Source organism: Sphingomonas sp. URHD0057 (assembly GCF_000620665.1).
GTDB lineage: Bacteria > Pseudomonadota > Alphaproteobacteria > Sphingomonadales > Sphingomonadaceae > Sphingomicrobium.
In genome coordinates this window covers 264,734-285,848 of the sequence record NZ_KK211162.1, presented here as the reverse complement: position 1 = coordinate 285,848, position 21,115 = coordinate 264,734, and the positions used below count along the sequence as shown (strand labels likewise).

The window sequence follows — 21,115 nt, the reverse complement described above, 5'->3', positions numbered from 1 at the left end:
GCCGTGAAGGTGCCCGTCTTCACAGTTCACCGTAGGGCACATACGAGACGACAACCTGGGCGTTGTTCAGCGCCTTGCCGGCGCCGGTGTCCGTCTTGCTAAGCGTCAGCACCGCGCCCTTCGCCATGTAGCAGGCGTCCGCGACGAGCAGCCCGGACGCATTGAGGCGAAGCGGTGTGTTGGCAGCGACTGCCAAGCCGGTCGTCTTGGTGTCGACGGTGAGGAAGTTGGCGCCGCCCACCCGCGCGACGAAGGTCGTATAGTCGGTGTCGTTCTGCGTGATCGCGGCCGCGGCGATCAGGTCGATGTCTGTGACGTAGAGGTCGCACGGCGCGATGAAGACGGCGACGTCGCCCGAGTTGGTGGCCGCGGGATAGGTGCCGAAGTAGCCGGTTCGGCGAAGCGAATTGTAAAGGTTCGGGGTCGTGATGGTCGGGTAGTTGATCGGCTTCTTGCTGCCGCCCGTGCCTTCGACGATGATCCCGTCTTCGATCTTCACTCTCGACTGAGCGATAATGCCGCCCGCGAGCGCCCCGATCGTGCTTTGGCAGCTATTCCGGATTCGGGTCCCGCTTTTGATCGTGAAGATGTCGTCGAGGCCGGGCGCGATGTTGATGCCGATGTCCCGGCAACCGTTGCCCTTGATGCACACGCTGTTGCGGGAGCCGGTGCCGTGGCCCGGCGCCGCCAGCTCTGCGTCCATCAGGTAGCGCGCAGGATAGCCCGCGTGCGAACCATCATGGGCGACGCCATCGAAGCGGTCGTTGCCCTCATAGTCGACGTGGCAATCCTGGATCGTGCCACCGTTGGTTCCGACGTTCGGCCAATAGTAATAGACGTGGGCCGTGACGAACGCCGAATCCTGAACAAAGCGTCCGGCGAAGCGTACCTTGGAATGGCAGCGGCGAACGATCGTCCCGCGGTCCGCACTATAACGAACCGGCGTCTGAACTGCCGACCCGTTCGGGTCAAACAGGTTCACTTCAGCTGAGCAATCCTCGACGAACCCGTCGCGATAGTCGACGGTCGAAACTGCGCCCGGTTTCCAATAGACGCCGATCAGGCAACGGAAGGCCGTGATGTTCTTGGCCGTGCATCCCCGAATGCCAAAAGCGAAAGTCGGATCGTCGGCGCCGCCGGTGCCAGCCTCGGAGCCAAACGCGACAGCGGTGGCATAATCGGCGACGAAGCAGTCCTCGACGGAGCAGCCCTCCGTGACCGTGTTCGCGCCCTTGAACACGAAGCAGTCGTCGGACGCATTGGGAATGCCGAGCATCACTACATTTTGAATGCGGTTGCGAGTGCCCTCGATGAAAATGCCGCTGGCATAGAGCGAGGTGCAGCGATCCATGAGGCATTCGGAAGAGGTCGCACGGAAGAAGCCGAGGTAAGTGCTGCTCGCCGCCAAGGCCTTCGTGAAGCGGATGCTGTCCATCAGGCATGTGCCGCTGTGATCGAACAGCCAGGTCGCCACATCACCGCTGGTGTCGTCGAACCACCCGCCGAGCCATTTGACATTGGAGCCGGCCGCCGTCTGGAGCCGAACCTGAGAGCCGTAGAAGCGGGCGCCCCAGGCCGAGACGATGACCGTGCCGGTGATCGCCGTCATTGTGGTCATGGGATAATCGCGCGGCGGCACGAAGACGGTCCGCATGCCGATGCGCTGCGCAGTCTGCCAGGCGTTCTTGAACGCGGTCTCGTTGGCGGCTGCGCTGCCGGTGACCGAGAGACCGCACCACTCCGCGTTGAACCACACGCTAGGCCCAGTGGCCCGAATCCACGCACCCGAAGCGCCGGTGAGATCACCCGAGGGGGCGACGTGCATAGCCTGCAAGGGATCGGCGGACGCAAGCGACATACCGTATCGCGTCGCGTAATCGATCGCCGACCAGACCCACTGGCTGCCGTCGCTCGTCAGGGTCGCAGCGGCACTGGCGCTTGCGAGAAGAGCGAGGGCCGCCTTGCTGGCGACCGTGATCCCGCCAGTGACGTTCAGAGATGGAGCAACCAGCGCAGCCAGCTGAGCGCCCAGGGCCGCGATCTGACCAGCGTAGCCGTCTATCGTGCCGCTGGTCGCACCAGGAACGAGATTGCCGTTTGCATCATGGGCAAGGTAGCGGTTCGCCCGGCTTGCCGACGATGGGTAAGCCGGCGCGGTCTCGTTGACCGGAACCTTCGGCGCGCGATCGACCCGGCTCTTGAGTACCAAGTCGCGGATTGCGGCCCGGTCGAATACGTCGACCAAGGTCTTCGCGTCGAACGGACCCTCGCTCGAGAGATTGGCCGTTTGCGTGAACAGCGGATCGGAGACGATGTAGATTGTGCCCGTGCCGACAGCGGGCGCCGAGTGCATTGTCACGGTGCCGCCTTCGCCGCCGAAGGCGAGAGTGACCGTGTAGCCGGACTTGCCCAACAGCGTCGCGACGCCGTTCAGGACTTGGTAGACCGCGACCTCGTTGGCCGAGCTGATCTTGAAATCGAAGCCAAAGGCGATCGTGACGCCGTTCGGGACGTAGCCAGCCGAAATCGGAGACGTGACGGTGACGGACATCGCCGAGAGGGATAACCGCGCCCCTGTCCTCTAAGGGGCTTTATGCACAGCGAAAAGCGGTGCTATGAGCGTGCGCCATGCGAATGCTGATCATCGCCAGCCTGTTGCTCACCGCAGGCTGCGCGGCACGCCTGTTCCCCGCTGGCGTGTCCGGCAACGAGACCTTCGTCACGGTCACGAACGTCTGGAACTCCGCCGACGCTTTGCCCTATGCCACCAAGCACTGCGCCCAATATGGCCGGGTGGCTCAGATGAAACACACCGAGGGATATTCCGTCGTCTTCGATTGCGTGAAGCCGTAGCCTACTGTTGGGCGCCGACGGCTCGCTTGAAGTCGGGTGAGCGCTCAGGCTTCGCTTCGCCCGGCCGCCAATAATATTGCGTCCCCTGCTGCTGGGCGTATTTCTCCATCCGGTCGAAGCTCTGGTAATAATCGGGGTCGAGCTCGGCTTGCAGGCGATCGAGAACCTCGCGCGTAAACGCCAGCCGCGTGTACCATAGTGTCGAGCCCGGCAGATTGTTTTGGATCAGCTGACGGAAGGCGCGGCCCGGGTGGTCGGAGAACACCTGGAATTCGCCGGTTGCCGGATCTTTCTTCAGCTTGAGGAAGCGGCGCAAGTCGTCGAACGTCCCCGCGACCGGACCCGCCTGGGTTGTCCAGAAGTCGGTCCCCGTGCGCGCCGTCGCCGAGTTGATGAAGTCGCCCATGATGCCGAGCCCGCCGCCTTGGAACGCGGCCTTGATCCAGAAATCCGGCGTCGTCATGTCAAGCGGGTCTTTGCCCGCCGTCACCTGCTTGAGCTGCGTCGCCAGGGCACCCATCACCGTGGAAGCGATGAACAGGCTCGCGGCATAGTCGATCGCTCGCCCCGCGCCCGCCTCGAGCATCCGCCGGCCATGCATCCAGAACAGCTGGATCGGGAAGCCGCGAAACTGAAGCACGGTGCGGCCTATTTCACCAGGGATGCTGCCGCGGTGGAAACGGGCATTGATCGCCGAGCGGACGCGAAGAGACGACGTTGGAACCGCGAACTCGGCCTCCTGCAGGATCATCTCGGCGAGCCGCGTCTTCAGTGCTGGGTCGGAGATGTCGCCTGGTAATATCCACTCGGCCCCGCCGTCCTCCTGCAAGGGGGTGCCTCTGATCGTGTCCCAATCCCGCTCGGTTAAGCCGTAGCGTTCGAACATGCCGCGGAAGCGGCTGTTGAGGCCAGACCATTGCGTGTCGGCGTGGTCGGTGATCGCGGCCCACACTTGCTTGTTGAATAGCCGGTGGCCATCGTCGGTCCACTTGGTGAGATACGAGAGGTTCATCTCCGCGTTGGCCAGCCGCGCGGGAATCTCGCCGGTGATCGTCTCGCCGGTCCAGCGCGAATACGACCCCATCGTCCGGGTTGCGCTCTCCGCGATGTGCAGCTGGCGGGCGGCGTGGGCGCGTTCGGATGGGCTCAGCGGCCGAAGGCTCCCCACGTAATCCGAGACGGCTTTGAGCGCCGGCAGGCCGTTGAAGCGCCGCGTCACATATTGGGTGGCGACGTCGCCGGTTGACGACAGCACCGCCCCGCCAAGCTTTGCCGCCGATTCCCACGCGCGGACGCCGCCAGCGAATCGTGCCAGGCCTTCGTTCTCGATCTCGAAGCCGCCGCTCAGCTCCTGGTACATATTGGACAGGCGAATCCCCGAGGCCTTGGCCTGCTTGATCCGCTTGGCCGGCCGCCCCGCTCGCGTGGCTTCGATCATCAGTCCGTCCTTGACCCAGCGGATCGTGGCTGCGGGGTTAGGACCCAGCCGCTGCATCAAGGCGATGTCCCGGCTCATCCCGTGCACATGACCGATCATCGCGTCGAGAATGGGCGCGCCGGGGTCGATTTTCTCGGAAATAGCCGAAAGCGGCCGCCCGAAACGCTGGCTATAGGCTAGCCATGAGTCGGCGTCCTTGAAGATCAGGAAGCGACTGTCGGCATGACGGTTGGCCAGCTTCGAACCGGCGAAGGCGCCCGCCCTGCGGTCGGACCAGCCGTCGCTGCTGATGGTCTCGTAAACCGCGCGCAGGGACAGCTCCAGCTGCTGAGCCGACATGGGATTGCCTGTCGCATCCTGCATCCGCTCGCGATCGAGCAGCGGGGCGATGAAGTCACGCCATTGCTCGAAGGGTACGGAACGGACGGCGAGCATGTTGTGGACCTGCGGCATGCCCCATTTGTCGAGCTTGCCGATGCCGCCGCCAGCCGCGTTGAAATGAAGCCGCAGACTCTCCGCCGTATCGAGCCATGCGCCGGCCAATTCTCTCGCCGCAGCATTGCCGCTGTTTTCGCCGAACGCCTCCCTGAGCACGTCGTGGAGGCTTGCGACATCGCGCACATTGCCAAGCGCGCTGCGGCTGTGCTTCTCAAGGATCGAATTCATCATCGCGAAATGCTCTTTGGCGATCGCCTGTTCGCGGAACTCTACGTTGAAGTACGGTGCACGGTCATCGGAAGCGAGCAACGCCTCGGCTGCCGCTCCAGGTCTGTCGACGCGGAACCGCCGCACATCGGCAGCAATGCCCTGCTGGACCTTGATCTGGAGCGCCGCCTGACGTTTCTTGAGCGCGGCCTCGGCTCCCAATCGCTTGACCGCTTCCTCGCTCGCCATCGCCTCCGCGGCAGACGGACCGAACCCCGCGTAATCGCGCTCGAGCCCTTCAAAGAGATCGCGGGCGCGATCCGCCTGATCGCGGCTGAGCTTGTTCTGGCCCTGGAGCTCAGGAATGCAGCGACGGAGGCTCATGGCTCACCTACGGGCGGCTTGAGGCATTCAGCGAGCGCTTGGGCGGCTTGTTCGTCGCTGTCGGCTTCATCAAGTATCTCACGCAGGGTCTGCGGTTTGTCGCCCTCCTCAGAGAGGCGGAAGCCGGTGTCCGGAACGTCGAACAACTGCACCGGCTCTTCGTCCATGCCGAGGTCGTGGAGGAGCGAGTCGGTCTGGGCTTTTGGTCCTGCGCCCGCCGGATCGGAAAACGCTACCGTAGCTGCGCGCGGTTCGCTTCGTTCAAAAAGGTCGCCATCCGGCGCTTGATCGGCGAGAGCAAGTCCCTCTGAGACAGATGCGCCGCGAGCTGAGCCATCCTCTCCCACTCCTGCGGCGGCAGCTCGTAAGTCGATGGAACCGAGCTCGTCGAGGAATTGGCCGACGGCATCGCCTCGTCGAGAACCGGAAAGCTCGGCTCGGGCTGCGCGGATGAGTGCATCGCGGACGGGTCCGGCCCGATGCGCGGTCCTTTCGAGTATGGCGAGCGCTTCGTCATTGCTGATCACCTTACTCTCGTTTGCGGTGCGGTCCAAGACATTGCCGGCCGCCTCGATCTGGCCCGCCTTCTGGCCCAATACCTTGAAGGTGCGCTTTTCTTCCCGAAGCCGCTTGGCGGCAGATCCCATGATGCGAGCGGCGGGCACGTACAGCGCCTGCTGCGGAGCCTCGCCCAGAAGCGAAAGCTGTTGCTCGTCGACGGTCCCGAAGCCATCCGCCAAGGCCTGCTGGATGACGCCGCGAGCTTCGCTGGAATTGGTGATGCGCTCGCGCCGCAAGAGATCGATCAACGTCATGTGGCTTTCCGGCGCATGGCCAGCGTTCAATCCGACGTGAGCTGCGACACGGGGGTCGACCAGCTCATTCACGACCGCCCCAAAGGCCTCGTAGGAAAGCCGTGACAGACCGATGCTTTCGCGTGCGAGAGCGGCGTTCGACGGCAGCATGGCCGCGCCTTCAGGCGCGTCGCGAAGCACCTTGGCATTGTCGAGCAGGGTCCCCGTGCCATTGGCGATATTGCGAAGCGCGCCGAGCACTCGCGCCTGCTCAGCGGTGACGCCGTCGGCCTCGCGAACGATAATGGTCGGCAGGCTGATACTGTCATCCTGGCCGCTCAGGCGCTTAGCCAGCGCGACACGCTGATGGCCGTCAACGACGATCCTGCCGCCTTCGTTCGGCTCCCATGCGAGAATCTGCTGCGAGAGAAGCGGATTCCACTGCTCCACGCCCTGGAGCGCATCGGTCACGCCATGCTCGTCGCCGCCCGACTTGTATTGCATCAGTGCGGCGTTGGTCGTGACCTCATCCGGCCGCAGCGTCTCTATCGTGTACGGAACGGGCGACGTGTAGTCGTAGCCCTCGTCGGCTTCCGCGCGCGCTGGCGGATGATCGACCGAAGAGCCGATGCGCCTGTGCGCCCACGCGATGACCTCGTCCGCGCTCTTGCCTTGCAGCACTTCATGGTTGGCGCGAATGACCTTCCCAGGAAGCAGATTTTCGACCGGCGTTGCGGGATCGGCCTTCAGCACCTTGGCTGCGCCTTCCGGCCCAAGGAAGTGCGCGAGCGACAGGTTGCCCGGGCTGTCCTCTAAGCCACGAATGCGCAGGTAGCGGCCGTTCTGCGCCGCGTAATAATCGGTCGCCCTCATGGCGATCGTCTTGTCGTGGCGAAGCTGCAGGATTTGTTGACGGCTAAGCCCCGTCGTATCCGTCACCTTGGGCGCGACGCTGAGCCATGTGTCGTCGATGAAGTTGCCGTAACCGTCCGCAGTCGAGCGAGGATTGCGGGTGTGGCCCTCCGCGGCATTGATGCCTTCGGCAAAGCTCGCGGGGCGCTTGGGGGCCGTGGCGGCAGCGCTATGATCACGCACCGTCGGCGTAGCGATCGGTGCTGCCGTGGGAAGGTCCGGCGCTTTCAGGTCCATGCCGAGCGAATCTGCCACGGCCTGCAGCCGGTTCTGGTTATGAGCCACTGCCGATGGTTGGAGCGGCGACGATTCCTGAACCTCGGCGTCGCGGATCACGACATGCGCGGCGGCACGCTCATCTGGGTGCGAGGTGTCGACTACGCCATAGGGATTATGCAGTCGCTGGAATTCATGAAGCAGGTCACGATCCTTGACCGTCCCTGCTCTGATAGAAGCCGCGACAACCGGATCGCGGATGGAGGCTGGAAGATGCTCAGCGACCTTGCCGGCCACTACCAGAGCGGCTCGGCCTGCCGCCTTCGCTCCTGCCGGAGCGGCAGCGTGCGCGCCGCCGAGCACGGCGCCAGCAAGCGCGTTCTCACCAACGCTCCTGAGCATGTCCTCTGGCGTCATCTCTTGGCCCAGGTGCTGAGCGTCCACGACTTGCCCGGGAAGGGCGAGCGTACCGGCCGCCGCGTTTACTGCCGCCCCTTCCGCCGCCCGCTTGAGCACGGTGCGTGCGACTGTTTTGCCGGCGGCAGTTCCCGCGCCGCCGCCGACAATGTTCTCAGGATCCAGTGATGCGACGCTCCCGGCCGCACCGCCGATGAACGCGCCGACTTGCCCCAGCGTGGAGGCTCGGCCCGTTACCTGCCCCGCCGCTTCCAAGTCTTTCTGCCGCTGATCGAGCGCCTGCTTTGCAACGGTCGCCTCGTCCAGCCCCTTGAGAAAGCCGGGGTTGCGCTGGCGGACCCGCTGAACCGCTGCCCAAATCTGCTCGCGCTCGCCTTGGTCCCCACCAAGATAGAGACCTTGGATCGGATTCACGTTCACGGTGAGTGATGGACCCGACACGAACGGATTTCGAAACGAGCGCCGCACGGGCACATAGACGACGCCGTTGGGGTTGACGCGCTCGCCCTCTACCCGACGATAAAGCGGGCTGTTCGCGCGCACGGGGCTTTCGATATAGTCGACGCCCTGCTCACCTTCGGCACTGAGCGCCTTGACGATCTGATCATAGGATCGCGTCTGATAGATGGCCTCGGCGTTGCGGGTCGAGTGCGGCCCCGCGACGGCTTGCTGGAACCCGGCCCCGACATTCTGAAAAAAGCCGGTGCGGTCCGGAGTACGCTGCATTACAGGAGCAACGGCTCCTGCCCCCGTGTCGCGACTTTGGCCGAGAACGCTCATCTGCGGACGTAGCCGTGGGCTGCGAGCTGTGCATTGAACGCGGGGTTCCCGTACTCCTGGGCCTGTTGGTCATGGAGTTTCTTCGCATAGGCTGTCGCGGCAGCCGCATTCGCGAAGACCCCGAGGTGCTCGCCGGTTTTGTGGAAATGCTCAATCGCGGCCTTATTGCTCACGACTTTTCCGCCGACCACCGTGGGGATCAGAACCTCGCCCTTCTCCGTGCCGATCGAGATCGAGCGAACCGTTGAAATGGAGCCGTCGGGGTTGCGGACAGCGGTCCGGTGATGGATGTCGATGTTGCCGGTCTCAATCATGCCGAAAGGGCGCGGCGTGCCCCCTCCTGCGGCGCTTGGCAGCTTCGCCACATCGACCTCGTAGAAGCCGCCGCTTGCGGTGTGCAGGAACGAGTGGCCGTCGGAAAGCCGATAGATGCCTTCTGCCGAAGGAACCCACTGCATGCGCTTGATCTCGGTCGCGGTCGGGTGCGAGCCGTCGCCATATTGGGGAACGCCGTTTTGCGCCGCCCTGAACTGCGTCCCACCGGCGCGCGCGATGCGGCTTTCGAAGTCCGACTGCGCCATATTTTCTGGAAGCACGGTGACAGCCCCGTTGAGTGAGGCGAGGCCGCCATATTGCTGGCCGTTCTTCTCATAGGCCCCGAGCGCCGAGTTGACCGCCCGATACCATCCCCGGCCGACTTGGCTGAAGTCGGTCCAGCCGTTCTCGCGTGCCTCATCAGCGAGGAGCTTGGTGGCAACGTCATAGACGCCGGCCTTGACGCCGGGGAGGAATTGCAGGGAGCCCCCAACGAACTGGTTGAACTGCTGGCTGCTGGCGCTCTTATCGACCAACTTGGGCAGCGTCTTGATCGCCTCCGATCCGCTCAGCACCTGGTTGATGCGCGAGAAGGCCACACCCTTGTTCGAATGCGTCGCCAGCCCCATCAGCACCTGGAAGCCGTCGTTGCCCGGCACAACTTGCTGCGCGACCGTCGAAGCCAATGGGCCAAAGCGGGCGAGTTTGGTTACGAGACCGACACGCTGGTTCACGTCGCCATTGCGCCACTGGGGAGCGAGCGTCGCGACCTCCGTTGGCGTGAGCACCGCAGGAGAGTGGCCAGTGCGGTTGGCGATGGTAGTCGCCGCGACGACCCGGTTCTTGATGCTGGTCGGGTCGTCAAGATTTAGCGGCGCGACCGTGATTCCGAGATGCGCTGCGCCCCAGCTCAGGGGGTCGGTGTTGAGCTGGGAACTGCCGCGGTTGAACATCTGCTGCAGATGGTCGCGTTCGATGATCTGCTTCGGATCGGCTTTTTCACCCGCCTTGGTGATCGAGGCCGACAGCTCGTTGATGCGATCCTGCAGCTGGGTCGGCGTGTCGTGCGCGTGCTCGATTGTCAGGCCATTCTTGAGCTGGCCCTCCTCGACGCGCTTCAGAAGGTTCGGATCTTCAGTCAGCTTGGCATCGGCCACCGTAGAGGCATATTCGTCGGCTCCCAATGGCAGGCCGTCACTGATGCGCCCGAGCGCGCTCTCAACCCGGTCGCGGGCGTCGTGCTTCGCCTCGTTGGCCGTGCGCCGCGCCTCGGCTTTCTGCCGGCGAGCCTCCGCTTCCATCTGGTTGCGCTGGATGGTTGCGCGGCTGAGAACGGCGTCGCGGTCGTCGCTCGTCATCGAACTCTCGTGCGCTTCCACGAAGGCCTGCGCGGCATCGGGCCCCTGGGGTCCGGTCAGCGCCAAGCGGTTGCCGATATCGCGATAGGTGCTTGATGCGACTTTGAGCTTCTCAGCGCTGATGGCCTCGGGCGACCACCCGAGCCTCGCGCCCCGCTGCTCGACCTCGAGGAGAGCGCTCGCGATCTGCTCTTCACCATGCTTGGGGTCGTCCAGATAGGAGAGCTTGGCGAGCTCCGTTGTCTGGCCGATGCGCGCGACGCTCTGATCGTCTTCGTAGGTCCGGGTTTCCTTGAGCGAGTGAGTGGCGATCTGCGTCAACCATTCGGTCTGTTGCGGCCTTACGGCTCGATCGAACAGCGCCCGCTGGTGCTCGTTCTGCAGGCCCTCGCGCGTCGTACCGATGAAATCGTTCAGGCCTTTCTCGACGTCGGGCCGCGCCATGAGCGCGTCTTTCCCTCGCTTGCCGAAGTAAGGGTCAGCGCCGGAATAGCCGGTATCGGCATAGTGGGCCGCGATTGCGTTGTTCGCTTCCTTGACGACGGCCTGATCTTCAAGGCTCTGGATTTGCTCGCGGACGTCAGCCTGATCCCCAACTGCTCCGCCGAACTGAGCCGCAGCGCGACCGACCGCCTCCCCGCTGCTGCCGAAGTCGGCCGGGCGGAAGTTGGCGCCGGGCGATGGCCTAAGTGCGATCTGCGGACCTTGGCTGACGGGAACCTGCGCCACCTACACCCCGAAATTCTGAGCGGCGCGAAGTTTGCTGGTCTGCGTCGCGCCGCCAAGCACCGTCGAGCCGATGTTGAACAAGCCCGAGACGATCGCGCCCTTGGCCTTCGCCTTGTCGGCCAATGCCTCACTGCGATAATTGGCGGCGTTGATCTCGTAGCCCTGCGCCTCGCGAGCAGCGTTCTTGTAGATGGTGAGCGAATCCTCCTGGCCGGCGCGCGCCATGTCGCTCCTGACCGCGGCCGCCGAGCCGAACCCGATGTCGATGCCGTTCGCCGCCAACGCCGCGTTCTGCTCGCCCTCGGCCTGGCTCAGCTGTTTGCCGTAGCGGATTGCTTCCGTCGTGCCGCGCTGAAGGGCGTCCTTCGCCCGGCCCTCTTCGAGATGCGCGTTCTGGCTGGCGACCTTGGCCTCATAGCGCCCCTGAACGTTAGCGGAGAGGGCGGAATAGCCTTGGCCGAGTGCTGCAACGGCGGTCGCGGCGACGGTGAGACTGACCGGGTCACACACTCGGCGCCTCCCTCCAAAAGCAGCGGAATTCGACGCCGTTCACGTCCACTGTGTCACTCCCCAGCTCGAAGCCCCAGGCTTCCAGCAACCGGATCGCCGCCTTGTTCTCGGTCGAAACCATGTTTTCGAGCCTGCGAAAGCGGCGGTGCATCGCTTCGATAACAGCCGGACCCATGCTCAGAAGCTCTCTTGCACAGCCGAAAACCTCGTCGGTGCCGAGGAACCACGCGGTGCCGATGCTCTCGATCTCGTTGCGTGCCACGGCTCCGAACATCGCGCCGGGCCGATCATCCTTCTTCCCGGTCCAGCACAGCGCACTGGCCTTGAGGCCGATCCTGAGCGCCGTCTTGGGGTCGCGCCCGAAGGCTTCGCACTCACGGCGGTCGATGCCCCGCATGCGCATGGCGATCCTCCCGACATGGGCGGGCGACGCCGGGACGATGGTGATCATTGCTCCGTGACGATTGGGTCGATGTAGATTGCGGTCAAGGTAAAGCGCGTCGGGTCATTATGGCGCAAGAACACCGTCGTCTCGCCCGACACCACAGGCTCGCTTGCGACGGTCCGCATGCCGGTGAACACCGCTGACGGTTCGCCGATGGGCTCGGCGCCACGCGCCTTGGTCTTGTACATGTTCGTCAGCCGCCGGCCGATCTCCAGCCCGCCAAGTCTCGTGTCTGCCACCTGCACGACGATATCGCCGGTCTGCTGCTTCTTGTTCGCGATCTCTCCGCTCGGGCTCTGCATCATCAGCGGCAGCGTCTCGACCAGCACATCGGGGAACGGGAGGCCGATGGTCACGACCTTCATCGCGTCGTAGCCGATGTCGACGTTGCCATTCGCCGCCACGACGAGATCCTTGATCACGAAACCGTCGGCAAGTGCGTGCACCGTCTCGCCAGCCAGATGCGGCACGTTGAACACCCGCGTCGCCCGGTCGATGTAGAAGCTGATCGCGCAATCCAGGTAGCAGTCCTGGAGCTGGTCCTTCACCTTGGCCGACGCCATGCGCTCAAAGAAGGTGCGGGTGACGCCGTTGATGACCCGCTGCACGATCAGATAGGTCCGGCTTTCGCCCTGCTCCTGCACGGTGACGCAATCGAGGACCTTCCCTTGGGTCTCGCACAGCGTCCAGCCCCACACTTGCTGCTCCTGCTGCCAGGTGAAAGCGAGCAGCTTTCCGTCGTTGCGCGGCGCCCAGATGATCGACAGCGGCTCCTGCGAATAGGACCATGCGCCGATCGAGAATTCCTTGAAGAGCCCGGGCGAGAAGATCGAAACGTCGTTCGAGCGGTAGCCGTCGATCTCGAACGTGTAGCCGAGCGTCCTGATGTCGGTGCCGATCGAGGGCTGGTAGAAAACTACCTCATCCACGACCAATGGCTTCAGACGCGACGCGCCCCGACCAGACTGCCGCACGGCGCGAGGCGGAGGATTCGCAGACAGATATTCCTGATTGGAGCCCGTGATCAGGAACACGCCGTCGCCGGTCAGCGCGAGGAGCTTCTCCAACGGCACCAGCGAATTGACGGAATTGACCTTCTGCGCCGCAATCCGAAAGACGATGCTGTCGTCTGCTCGCGTCGGCCGCGCCACGTCCATGTTCTCGAAGTCGGCGGAGCGCGAGGCGTAGATGCCGTTCGGAACGTAGGGCGTTCGCGCCCAAAGCAGGCGTTGCTCGAAGAAGGTGACGGTGGATGGATGGTTGCCGAACTGGAAGGGGCTATATTCGTTCGGCGGCCCATCGGTGTAATCGGGCAGGATATAGTCGTCGGTAAAGGTGAGCTCGTCGGTGTCTCCGATCCAGCCCCAATCCTGCTGGTTGTCGGCGGCATAGACCCGGTAGCGCTCGGCGCCAGTGACCGCGCTCCAGGTGATCGTATTGTAATTGCGCTTGAGGGTGAGGTCATTGATCAGCGTGACGGCGGCCGACGCCCGGCTCTCTTGCCCCGTGTCGATGTCGACGGCGGTGACGACATAGGAACGGACCTGGGGGAAATAGGCCCATGAGCCCGTATCGGCATTGTCGTTGTCGGTATTGGGGACGGTCGCAGCTCCGCCGACACCGGTGGGCACCGCGACCTGCGGCCCGAACGGCACAAGCGAAAAGGTCCACGCCGTGTGATCCGTCCGGATGAGTTTCGTCGGCTCATGGTTGAGATGCGCGAAATAGACGACGTCGAACGCCTGAACGTAGTCGATATCGGCCAGCTCGGAGGAGTTGAACGGGCTTGCCGCCTTATAGACGCGGGCCACGCTCATGGCGGGATCGTCCCATCGTAGATGCCGCCGAGTCCGCCGCCGCCTGAACCAACATCGCCGCCAATCGATGGCGGAGTTGGCGGCGCAGATGGCGGCGGCACGACGGGAGGCGCCGGTGGAGGCGCCGGCGGCGCCGAGTTGATCACGCCGCCCAGGTCACCGGTCCTCGCCGCGAGGCCGTTGCTGTTGACGGGCACGGTGAAGCGATGCTGGTCGAGCTTGGTGATGGGCAGGATGCGGCCGTTGAGCCAGGTCGCTCCCTGCACGTTCTGGAAATAGACCTCCTGACCGGTCGAGTAGCCATGGTACGAGGCCTTGATCGTGGTCGGATTGCCGAGCGTCACCAGCTCAACGGTAAGGGGGTTTTCAACAACCATCCCGCCCAGCGCGCCCAGGCGCATTCCGGCTTGCGTGAAGAGCATCGCGTAGCTGGCGTTGAACGCGCCCTCGAAGGGAAACAGCTTCCCCGGGCCGTCGCGGATTTCGTAGATGTAGCGGGTGCCCGGGCGTTTCCTGAGGCCGCCATATTTGAGGACGACGACATTGGTGCCCTGCCGCACCGCGGCATTATAGGGGACGATGTCGGAGCGACCCCACAACTCTTCGGTGAGGACGCCCTTGCTAAAGTTGTGAGACCCGGCGCGGTAGGCCACGGCTCTATCCAGCGTTCGGCGGCGGTTGCGTCAGATCCGGCTGCAGGTTCGTGTCGAGAAACACGGCGCCGTCACTTTCCCCGATGAGGCCAAGCACACCCTCTTGAGCCTTGTAAATCCGATAATTGTCGCCCGCTCCCTGCCAGTGCACGACGTTGAGATTGCCGCCCGCGCTGAGATCATTGACGCAGCCGACCGCCACGCTCAGCGTCTCCGTCTCGCCGTTTACTTCTCCGACGACATAGGTCTGCTGACCGGGAGCTGGACCGGTCGAGCCGATTACGGGCTGAACGCCGATGCGGGTTATGCCCATGGAAGGATTCCTGCGCGGACGAGCTGACTTTCGGAGACGAAGTCGCGTGGGCTCTCGGGATCGCGGTTCATCTCGTCAGCCTTGGCGCGCTCGCGGGCCGCCTCGGCCATCTTGATCAGGTCCCCTTGCCTGGCCCGGTCCTTCTTGATCGGCGTGACGATGCGAGAGGCGATTTCCAGGGCGAGCGCGCGGGCGAAGCGAGCGCTGAAGGTCGAAGGCTCAGGCGCGTTGCTGATGTATTCGAGGATGGCGAATTGCTGTGTCGTATAGATGGTGGAGCCGCTGATCCTGAACGGAACCATGCCCTCAAAACCGCGCCACGGCCCCCATGCGGGATAGGAGGGAACGCCGCTGTTCGCGAGGTCGGCACCGAACGGAAGGACGAACCGCGGCCGCGCCATGTCCTCTGGGAGCGCGTAGGCGTATTGCCACTCGGCGGTACGGTCGTTGGTGAGGAGGGTGGCCAACGTCTGGCGACGGATCGCAAAGCCCCAATCGAAGTCCTCGAGCAGATATTCGAGCGCAGGCTGATATGCGGCAAGCGTCTCTTGCCCCTCGATCGACGCCTCACCCTCCGTCTCGATGCGCGTCGACGGGACCTCGGCCAGCGCCATGTTTTTGATGTCGAGAGGCGAGCGGCCCATGCGCGCTGGATTACCGCGCCGGCCGCGGCTCAAGCGGTCTTATGCACAGCGGGTCAGACGGGAGTGAAGGGCGTGAATGCGTTGCTGCCGGTCTGGTAGAGGCCGGTCCCGTCGGGGAACACTGCAATCGAGCCGATGGAGGCGGTTTCGCCATGGCACTTGGTGATGCCAGCGGGGACATCGTATTTCTGAATAAGAACGCAGCTCGGGATGGTCTCGAAATTGATCAGCGGAACGTCCGCCTGAGCAGTGCCGTAGCGACGAACCACGCGCAGCGGCGTGTCGCCGGTCCCTAAGCTGACGCACTGAATATGGTACGAGTTGACCCCGATGCCCTTGCAGCAATCCCAGGTGTTCCCGCCCCAATCCTTGATGCAATAATGCCCATCTTCATGGTGAAGGCGCTGAATGACGGTTCCTGTGATCGCCTTGCAGTCCACGCAGGCATCGGAGCCTTTGAACCAGATGTCTTGAATCGTGATCGGGCCAAGCCAGCTATGATAACGTTCGGTCGCGCAGCCATCGCCGTTGGGGAAGATCGAACCTCCGCCGGCAGAGACGGAGTTCATGTAGAGGCCGTCGACGTGGATGCGCTGGAAGGTTATGTTGCCAGCGTAGCTCTTCGTGGCGTCCTTGCCCTGAATACAGGCACCGCCGTCGATATCGCTTTCGCTGGTTGCGAATGCGCCACCGGGAATGGAGGTCCAGCTAATGTCCTCGACAAGGCAGTTGTAGCAAGGGTTGTTGCCAAATTTGGCCCCGCCGTGACCGATGCCCTGCAAATAGCGCCCGTTGGTGATCAGCGCCTTGGACAGAGTGAAATTGGTAAGCCCAGACCCGCCCGAATTACGCATAATGATCGCAACGCTGTCGCCGGTCACATTCGTTATTGAGATATTAGAAAGCCCGGTGACGTTCTGCTTGTAGGGCAGGGCTACGCCCGTAACGTCCTCGCGGTCGTATGCGCGGTTGGACGCCAGGATCGCACCGGAGGAACGAACCGAGGTTGGCGACAGCGGGGCAGTAGGAGCAATGGGATCGTCCCAGCCGCTCATAACAGCACCCGTTCCGGCGAGAATGTCTATCGTGCCGCTGATGCCCGTCAGCCCGCTCGCGGCCACCGTGTAGGCGACCGTTGACGGCGCACTCAGGCCGGACAGCGAAGCCTTGACCGCGATCCACCAATACCAGCGGGTGTTGATGTTCCAGCCCTTGAACTCGAAGTAGGTGGTCGCTGCACCACCGAGAGTCGGCCGAGTGGATCCGTGATAGCCGTAAAGCCATGCGACCGGCGTTCCAACTGGGGCTGTTTTTTCGACCCCCGGCAGATAGAGGTTCATCAGCTTTTCGATGCTGACGGCCACGTTGTTGTTAACGCCGTCGCTCAGATGATAGGTGACGATCCCGGCGTCGTCGTTCATCCCCGCGTCCCACTGGATCACGTTGCGCGATGGGGAAAGGCCGAACCCGTTGGGCAGGCCACTCATGGTGGAATCGATCGTCGCTAAATCGGTGCTCGTAACCGTCGCAAGGTTCCCGACAATTGGGAGCGCCTTCGGCTCGTGGCACTTAACCTGGGTGATGCTCAATGCGATAGGAGGGGGCACTCCCCCGCCACCACCGCCGCCCCCCGTTGGAGGTGCGACCGCGGCACCATCGCCGCCGCGGATCAAACGAAAGAGCTGGCCAAGGTTCATTATTTGAACCCATGCAGCCCGAAGCGGAAGTTGTCCGTTCCCGGCGCGGCCGCTTGAAATGCGCCTGAGAGCCTTGTTCCCGAGGGTATGGCCAGTTCGAGGAGCCGAGCAGCGCGGGAGAGCGTCGGATTGCTCACCGCCGTGATGACGCCCATTTTGCCGATCTGCACCTCGGCTGCTGCCGCGCCTGTCGCTACCGCCATTGTCGCGGTTTGCGCGGTTGCCGGAACAGTGCCGTTGTAGCTGCCGCTCATCAGCAGCGCTCCGTACGCCTCCGACGTGGCGGCAAGTAACTGCGTCCAAACCTGTGACGACGCTGCGGCTACGTCGACCGTCGAGGCCAGGGTATTGGTCGTGTCCGCTCCGCCAATATCAACCGCCGCCGCAAAACCGGGCGGCAGGGAGGCGGAGGCCACATGGCCGCTTATTGCGATCTTGAGGCTTGCGCTGGTCGTCGGGCACTGGACCCGGGCTTCTATGAGAGTTCCTGATGGAACCTGCAGCGGGAGGTAGATGCGTTGGCTTCCGCCCTGAACAAAAAGGTTCGGGAGAATGACGGTCGCACCGCCGATCCGAATATCGAGCAGGTAGCGATTCGAGGCAGAGTTGGGTGAGTTAATATCCAGCTCAAAGCCGCACCATGCCGAGCTGGTCGCGCCAATCGCAGTATAAGCGCCCTTCACGTTCGCGCCGGCGCCGGGAACGGAAATTAGGGTGCCGGTCGCGCCATAGCCCAAGGGCTCATAGGTTATCGGCGGATTTAGCGGCTGCGTTGCTCCGCCAGCGCCGAACGAAGTATAAGAACTCATGCCGACTTCACATATTCAACATCAACGTCCACCTGGACGGCGGCGCTGGTCTTGAACTGGAGGGCCGTGTTGACGGTGGTGATCACCCAAGGCTCGCTCGAGAAGTCGAGAATGACGATTCCGGCGCCCGCGAAACGGATGGTTTTCACGTTGGTAGCGCCGTCCAGCAGCTCGACAAGGCACGCGCCAGCAACGGAAATAACCGCGCGATGAAGGCGGGTCGTTTGCGAGGCCGTGGCCGCGACAAGGCTCGTGGTGGTCGCGGTCGAAGACGAAGCAACGGCCCGTGCCAAGCGCTTCGTTGTTGAAAGGGCGGCGGGAGGCAGCGTGTCCGCCGGCGTGGACAGCACGTCAAGAATGGCCTGCCCGGTCGCGTCGGTCTGCGGGGAAGCAATATTGCCGTTTTCGTCGACCAGCACCTGGGCTGGAATGCGCCGCTCTACGCCGTCTTGATCCGGAATGAGAACGACAGGGCCGATTGGACTTTCTTGGACGTCAGGCATGCCCGTTCCTCCCGGTTAAGCGGTGGTGGGAGGAGAGGAGCGGTGTTGAAACTGTCGCACCGCTCCTCCGTTGCCCCCCCGGTCAGGCGTTCGAGGCGCCGTCGAGCTTGTCGAGGATATCCGCCTTGGTCGCGCCCTCGTCGACCTCGATGCCGCGCGCCTTGGCGGTCTCCAGCAGCTCTGCCTTGTTCTGCGAGCCGAGCGGCTTGTCCGAGGCAGCGGGAGCGCCCGTGAGCGCAGCCACGTCGGCTCCAGTGCCCAGCACGACCTCGACCGCCGCATTCGCCTCAGACGGTGCCGGGCGGATGAAGCTGTCGCCATGCGGGACCGTGCCCGGGGGCAAGCCCTGCGGCTCCGGACCGCTGCCGGGACGGATCGGCGCCATCACGAGCGGCTGAGCGCCCGTGTTGGTGTCGTTCGCATCGGCGACGTTGCTGCCGAACACTGGCTTGGTCTCGCCGTCGTTGGCCTCGCGGCGATCGATCTCAGCCTGCAGCTGCTCGTTGGTCAGGTTACCAATCGGCGTCGAACCGGCGGGAGCGAGCGCGCCCGTCTTGGCATCGACGTCCACGACTTCGCCCGGGTAGGCCAGCCGGCCGGCATAGCCTTCGCCGACGAAGCTGACCTTGGTGATGACTTTCTCAACCATCGTTCAATACTCCCTAGAAGCCGTGGGCCTGGTACGCCGGACGGTTCGCCTGCGGCGTCTCGGTGCCGAGCAGAAAGCCCGCCGTGATGGCGCCACTCGCATAAGCACCGCCCGCCGACGTGAAGCGAAAGCCGACATAGGCTTTGGTCGTGGCCGGCATGGGCTGATCGATCAGCCGCGTTCCGACCGGCGCGCTCGCGTTCACGATGTTGCCGCTCGAATAGAGGCTGACCACGTTGGAAGTCAGCGCGGCGTCATCGGCGCCGATGATCTCCGCGGTAATGCCGGTGCCAGCGCCGCCGGCCAGTGCAGTCTCGATCTGGGCAAAGGCGCGCAGATGGCGACCTCGCGTGAGGCCAAGGGTGCTGCCGGTCAGCAGCACACTGTCGGTCGAAACCAGCGGCGTCGAAGTGATTGCCTGCTTCTCGGAGCAGAGCAGTTCCCTGTCGGTGTTCATCTCGTCTGTCTCCTCAAAAGCTCAATCAGACCACGCGGGCTTCGTCGACGTTCAAGGCGTCGACGCTGCGGATGGGAACGCCGAGCGCGGACGGGACCTTGCGGCCGCCGATCTCGTCGAAGCCGATGATCCCGCGAGCGTTGCGCGAATCCGACAGCGCCTGGCGGTGAAGCATCGCGCCGACGGGCTTGGGCACGTAGAACGCCGCGTTCGGGCCGATGCGGTTGGCGCGATGGAACATCTGCACCAGGATGTCCTCGAGGTCGGCGCCGGTGCTGCGGTCCTTGGCCATCAGCGAGAAGTCGATATTCGCCGCGCGGACCACGTGGCGGGGATCCTTGACCGCGAGGCCGAGGTCCCACTGGAAGAAGTCCGTGTAGGCGAGGTACTGGTTGCCGCTCGCGTCCGGCGTCAGGTCGCCGATCGGATAGCCGTCGGGGCCCGACACGCGGTTGGCGGTCGAATCCATGTGCAGCAGCCCCGCCTTGGTACCCTTGGGGTAGATGCCGGTGATGGCTTCTTCGTCCCAATCGATAAGCCACATGGAGCGGTTGTCGGTGCCGGTGCCGAGGCAATCGAGGATTTGCGAAGCCGTCGGACCGCTGAGCGAGTTGAAGCGCGGCGTGAGGCCGGTGAACTCTTTCGATTCGAAGGTCGCGTTGCCGTAGAACAGCTTCAGCGAGGCTTCGTCGTTCATCGCCTCGAAGAACGGCTTGGCGAAGCTCATGCGAGCGCGCGCCGGATTGCCGCCGAGAATGGCGAGGCTGCGGTCCATCTGCGACGTCGCCGCGAGCTGAGCCGCGCCTTCGTCGATCGAGCCGGCAGTGCCCTTCGAAACCGGCACGCCCTGGTTATAACGGCGCCACGCAACGCCGGGCTTGCCGGTGCGGACCCAGGTGCGCTCACCGGTGAGGAGGTTGCCCTCCTTCCAGGTCATGTCCTCGAGGATCGGGTTTTCCTTGGTGAGGATTTCCGCGATCGCGCCCTGCGCCTCGCCCGCTTCGCCGTAGCCGGCGGTCACGTCGATGAGGGTGGCAAGTGCTCCGTTGCGTGCAGCCATGATCGTTATCCCTTCGGTTGGAATTCAGGCCCGTAGAGCGCTCCTTCGGGCGTCTTCGGGGTGGTGACGTGTGAGCCGCGGTCGTGCGTTCCCTCGGCGAGGTCGCGACCGACGGCTGAGACGAAGCGGATCAGGTCCGGGTGGTTGCCGAGCCCGCTCTCATCGAGCAGGAGCCGCAGGCCTTCGCCCTTCTTCAAGCCATAGTGATCGAACGCCTTGGCGGCGTCCTTGATCGTCTGTTCCTTGTTGGCGCCGCCGATCTTCTCGTCCTTGTCGAACGCTTCGGCCCAATCCTTGCGGTTCTGGATCGCGCGGTCGGTGACGGCCTGCTCGGCACGGTCCATTGTCTTTTTGACCAGCTGGGCGGCGATTGGGGTGAGCTTGTCGGCCTGCTCGTTCGTGAGGTTCAGCTCCTTGAGCACCGGGGTGGCTTCAGCGAGAACATCGCTGTCGATGCCCTCGAATCCGTCGGGGACGGTCAGCTCGTATTTTTCGGGAACGGTCGCGGGCTCGGCAGGAGCCGGATCGGCCGCTTTGAGATCAGCGGCTTTCGGGTCTGCTGGCGGGTCCGCTGGGGTTGGATCGTTGTTGAGGATCGTCGGATCAGGAGCAGCGGACGGGTCTGCGGGCGGATCGGCCGGAGCTGGATCATGCCCGTCCGGCGCACGCAGGAATCGACCCAGAGCGCGCTCGGCAGCCGTCATCCGGACTCCATTG

The 21,115-nt window shown here is 63.9% G+C and carries 18 protein-coding genes; 1 reads left to right on the top strand and 17 read right to left on the bottom strand.

Annotated features, from left to right (window positions below):
• Nucleotides 1-19: 19 nt before the first annotated feature.
• Nucleotides 20-2,551 (bottom strand): hypothetical protein, encoded by a 2,532-nt coding sequence (locus tag N539_RS0110170; protein WP_028970166.1) that lies wholly within the window; start codon nucleotides 2,549-2,551, stop codon nucleotides 20-22.
• A 77-nt stretch (nucleotides 2,552-2,628) separates the two neighbouring features.
• Here N539_RS0110170 and N539_RS0110165 point away from each other — a divergent pair, with 77 nt between their 5' ends.
• On the top strand, nucleotides 2,629-2,853 hold the full coding sequence (locus tag N539_RS0110165; protein WP_028970165.1) for a hypothetical protein: 225 nt from the start codon (nucleotides 2,629-2,631) through the stop codon (nucleotides 2,851-2,853).
• A 1-nt stretch (nucleotide 2,854) separates the two neighbouring features.
• Here the strand turns inward: N539_RS0110165 and N539_RS0110160 are convergent, their stop codons facing one another.
• From N539_RS0110160 to N539_RS0110085, 16 genes are all read right to left on the bottom strand, one after another.
• The gene (locus N539_RS0110160; RefSeq protein WP_028970164.1) at nucleotides 2,855-5,320 is read right to left on the bottom strand and encodes a hypothetical protein; all 2,466 of its coding nucleotides are present in this window, start codon (nucleotides 5,318-5,320) and stop codon (nucleotides 2,855-2,857) included.
• On the bottom strand, nucleotides 5,317-8,385 hold the full coding sequence (locus tag N539_RS0110155) for a hypothetical protein (protein ID WP_028970163.1): 3,069 nt from the start codon (nucleotides 8,383-8,385) through the stop codon (nucleotides 5,317-5,319). Before N539_RS0110155 ends, N539_RS0110160 begins: the two co-directional genes overlap by 4 nt.
• 50 nt (nucleotides 8,386-8,435) lie before the next feature.
• Nucleotides 8,436-10,841, bottom strand: a complete 2,406-nt coding sequence (locus tag N539_RS0110150; protein ID WP_028970162.1) for a hypothetical protein — start codon at nucleotides 10,839-10,841, stop codon at nucleotides 8,436-8,438.
• Complete coding sequence (locus tag N539_RS0110145; protein ID WP_028970161.1) at nucleotides 10,842-11,351, bottom strand: virion core protein, T7 gp14 family; 510 nt, start codon at nucleotides 11,349-11,351, stop codon at nucleotides 10,842-10,844.
• Nucleotides 11,344-11,748 carry a hypothetical protein gene (locus N539_RS0110140; RefSeq protein ID WP_231463012.1) on the bottom strand — a complete coding sequence of 135 codons (405 nt, stop codon included), beginning with the start codon at nucleotides 11,746-11,748 and terminating at the stop codon, nucleotides 11,344-11,346. Before N539_RS0110140 ends, N539_RS0110145 begins: the two co-directional genes overlap by 8 nt.
• Before the next feature lie 50 nt (nucleotides 11,749-11,798).
• Entirely contained in the window at nucleotides 11,799-13,613 is a 1,815-nt protein-coding gene (locus tag N539_RS0110135) for a hypothetical protein (RefSeq protein WP_028970159.1), read from the bottom strand.
• Nucleotides 13,610-14,266, bottom strand: a complete 657-nt coding sequence (locus N539_RS16590; protein ID WP_051531726.1) for a hypothetical protein — start codon at nucleotides 14,264-14,266, stop codon at nucleotides 13,610-13,612. Before N539_RS16590 ends, N539_RS0110135 begins: the two co-directional genes overlap by 4 nt.
• A 4-nt stretch (nucleotides 14,267-14,270) precedes the next feature.
• Complete coding sequence (locus tag N539_RS0110125; RefSeq protein WP_028970158.1) at nucleotides 14,271-14,579, bottom strand: hypothetical protein; 309 nt, start codon at nucleotides 14,577-14,579, stop codon at nucleotides 14,271-14,273.
• Nucleotides 14,570-15,223, bottom strand: coding sequence for a hypothetical protein (locus N539_RS0110120; protein WP_028970157.1), 654 nt, complete (start codon nucleotides 15,221-15,223; stop codon nucleotides 14,570-14,572). Before N539_RS0110120 ends, N539_RS0110125 begins: the two co-directional genes overlap by 10 nt.
• 53 nt (nucleotides 15,224-15,276) lie before the next feature.
• Nucleotides 15,277-16,920, bottom strand: coding sequence for a hypothetical protein (locus N539_RS0110115; protein WP_156029882.1), 1,644 nt, complete (start codon nucleotides 16,918-16,920; stop codon nucleotides 15,277-15,279).
• Nucleotides 16,920-17,729, bottom strand: a complete 810-nt coding sequence (locus N539_RS0110110) for a hypothetical protein (protein ID WP_028970155.1) — start codon at nucleotides 17,727-17,729, stop codon at nucleotides 16,920-16,922. Before N539_RS0110110 ends, N539_RS0110115 begins: the two co-directional genes overlap by 1 nt.
• Entirely contained in the window at nucleotides 17,726-18,232 is a 507-nt protein-coding gene (locus N539_RS0110105; protein WP_156029881.1) for a hypothetical protein, read from the bottom strand. The genes N539_RS0110110 and N539_RS0110105 overlap by 4 nt, the downstream gene beginning before the upstream one ends.
• An 82-nt stretch (nucleotides 18,233-18,314) precedes the next feature.
• On the bottom strand, nucleotides 18,315-18,881 hold the full coding sequence (locus tag N539_RS0110100) for a hypothetical protein (RefSeq protein ID WP_028970153.1): 567 nt from the start codon (nucleotides 18,879-18,881) through the stop codon (nucleotides 18,315-18,317).
• Nucleotides 18,882-18,894: 13 nt separating this feature from the next.
• A complete protein-coding gene (locus N539_RS0110095) occupies nucleotides 18,895-19,338 on the bottom strand; it encodes a Bbp16 family capsid cement protein (protein WP_028970152.1) in 444 nt (147 codons plus the stop codon).
• A 25-nt stretch (nucleotides 19,339-19,363) separates the two neighbouring features.
• Nucleotides 19,364-20,398, bottom strand: coding sequence for a major capsid protein (locus N539_RS0110090; protein ID WP_051531725.1), 1,035 nt, complete (start codon nucleotides 20,396-20,398; stop codon nucleotides 19,364-19,366).
• A gap of 5 nt (nucleotides 20,399-20,403) precedes the next feature.
• Nucleotides 20,404-21,102 (bottom strand): hypothetical protein, encoded by a 699-nt coding sequence (locus N539_RS0110085; protein ID WP_028970150.1) that lies wholly within the window; start codon nucleotides 21,100-21,102, stop codon nucleotides 20,404-20,406.
• Nucleotides 21,103-21,115: the final 13 nt, after the last annotated feature.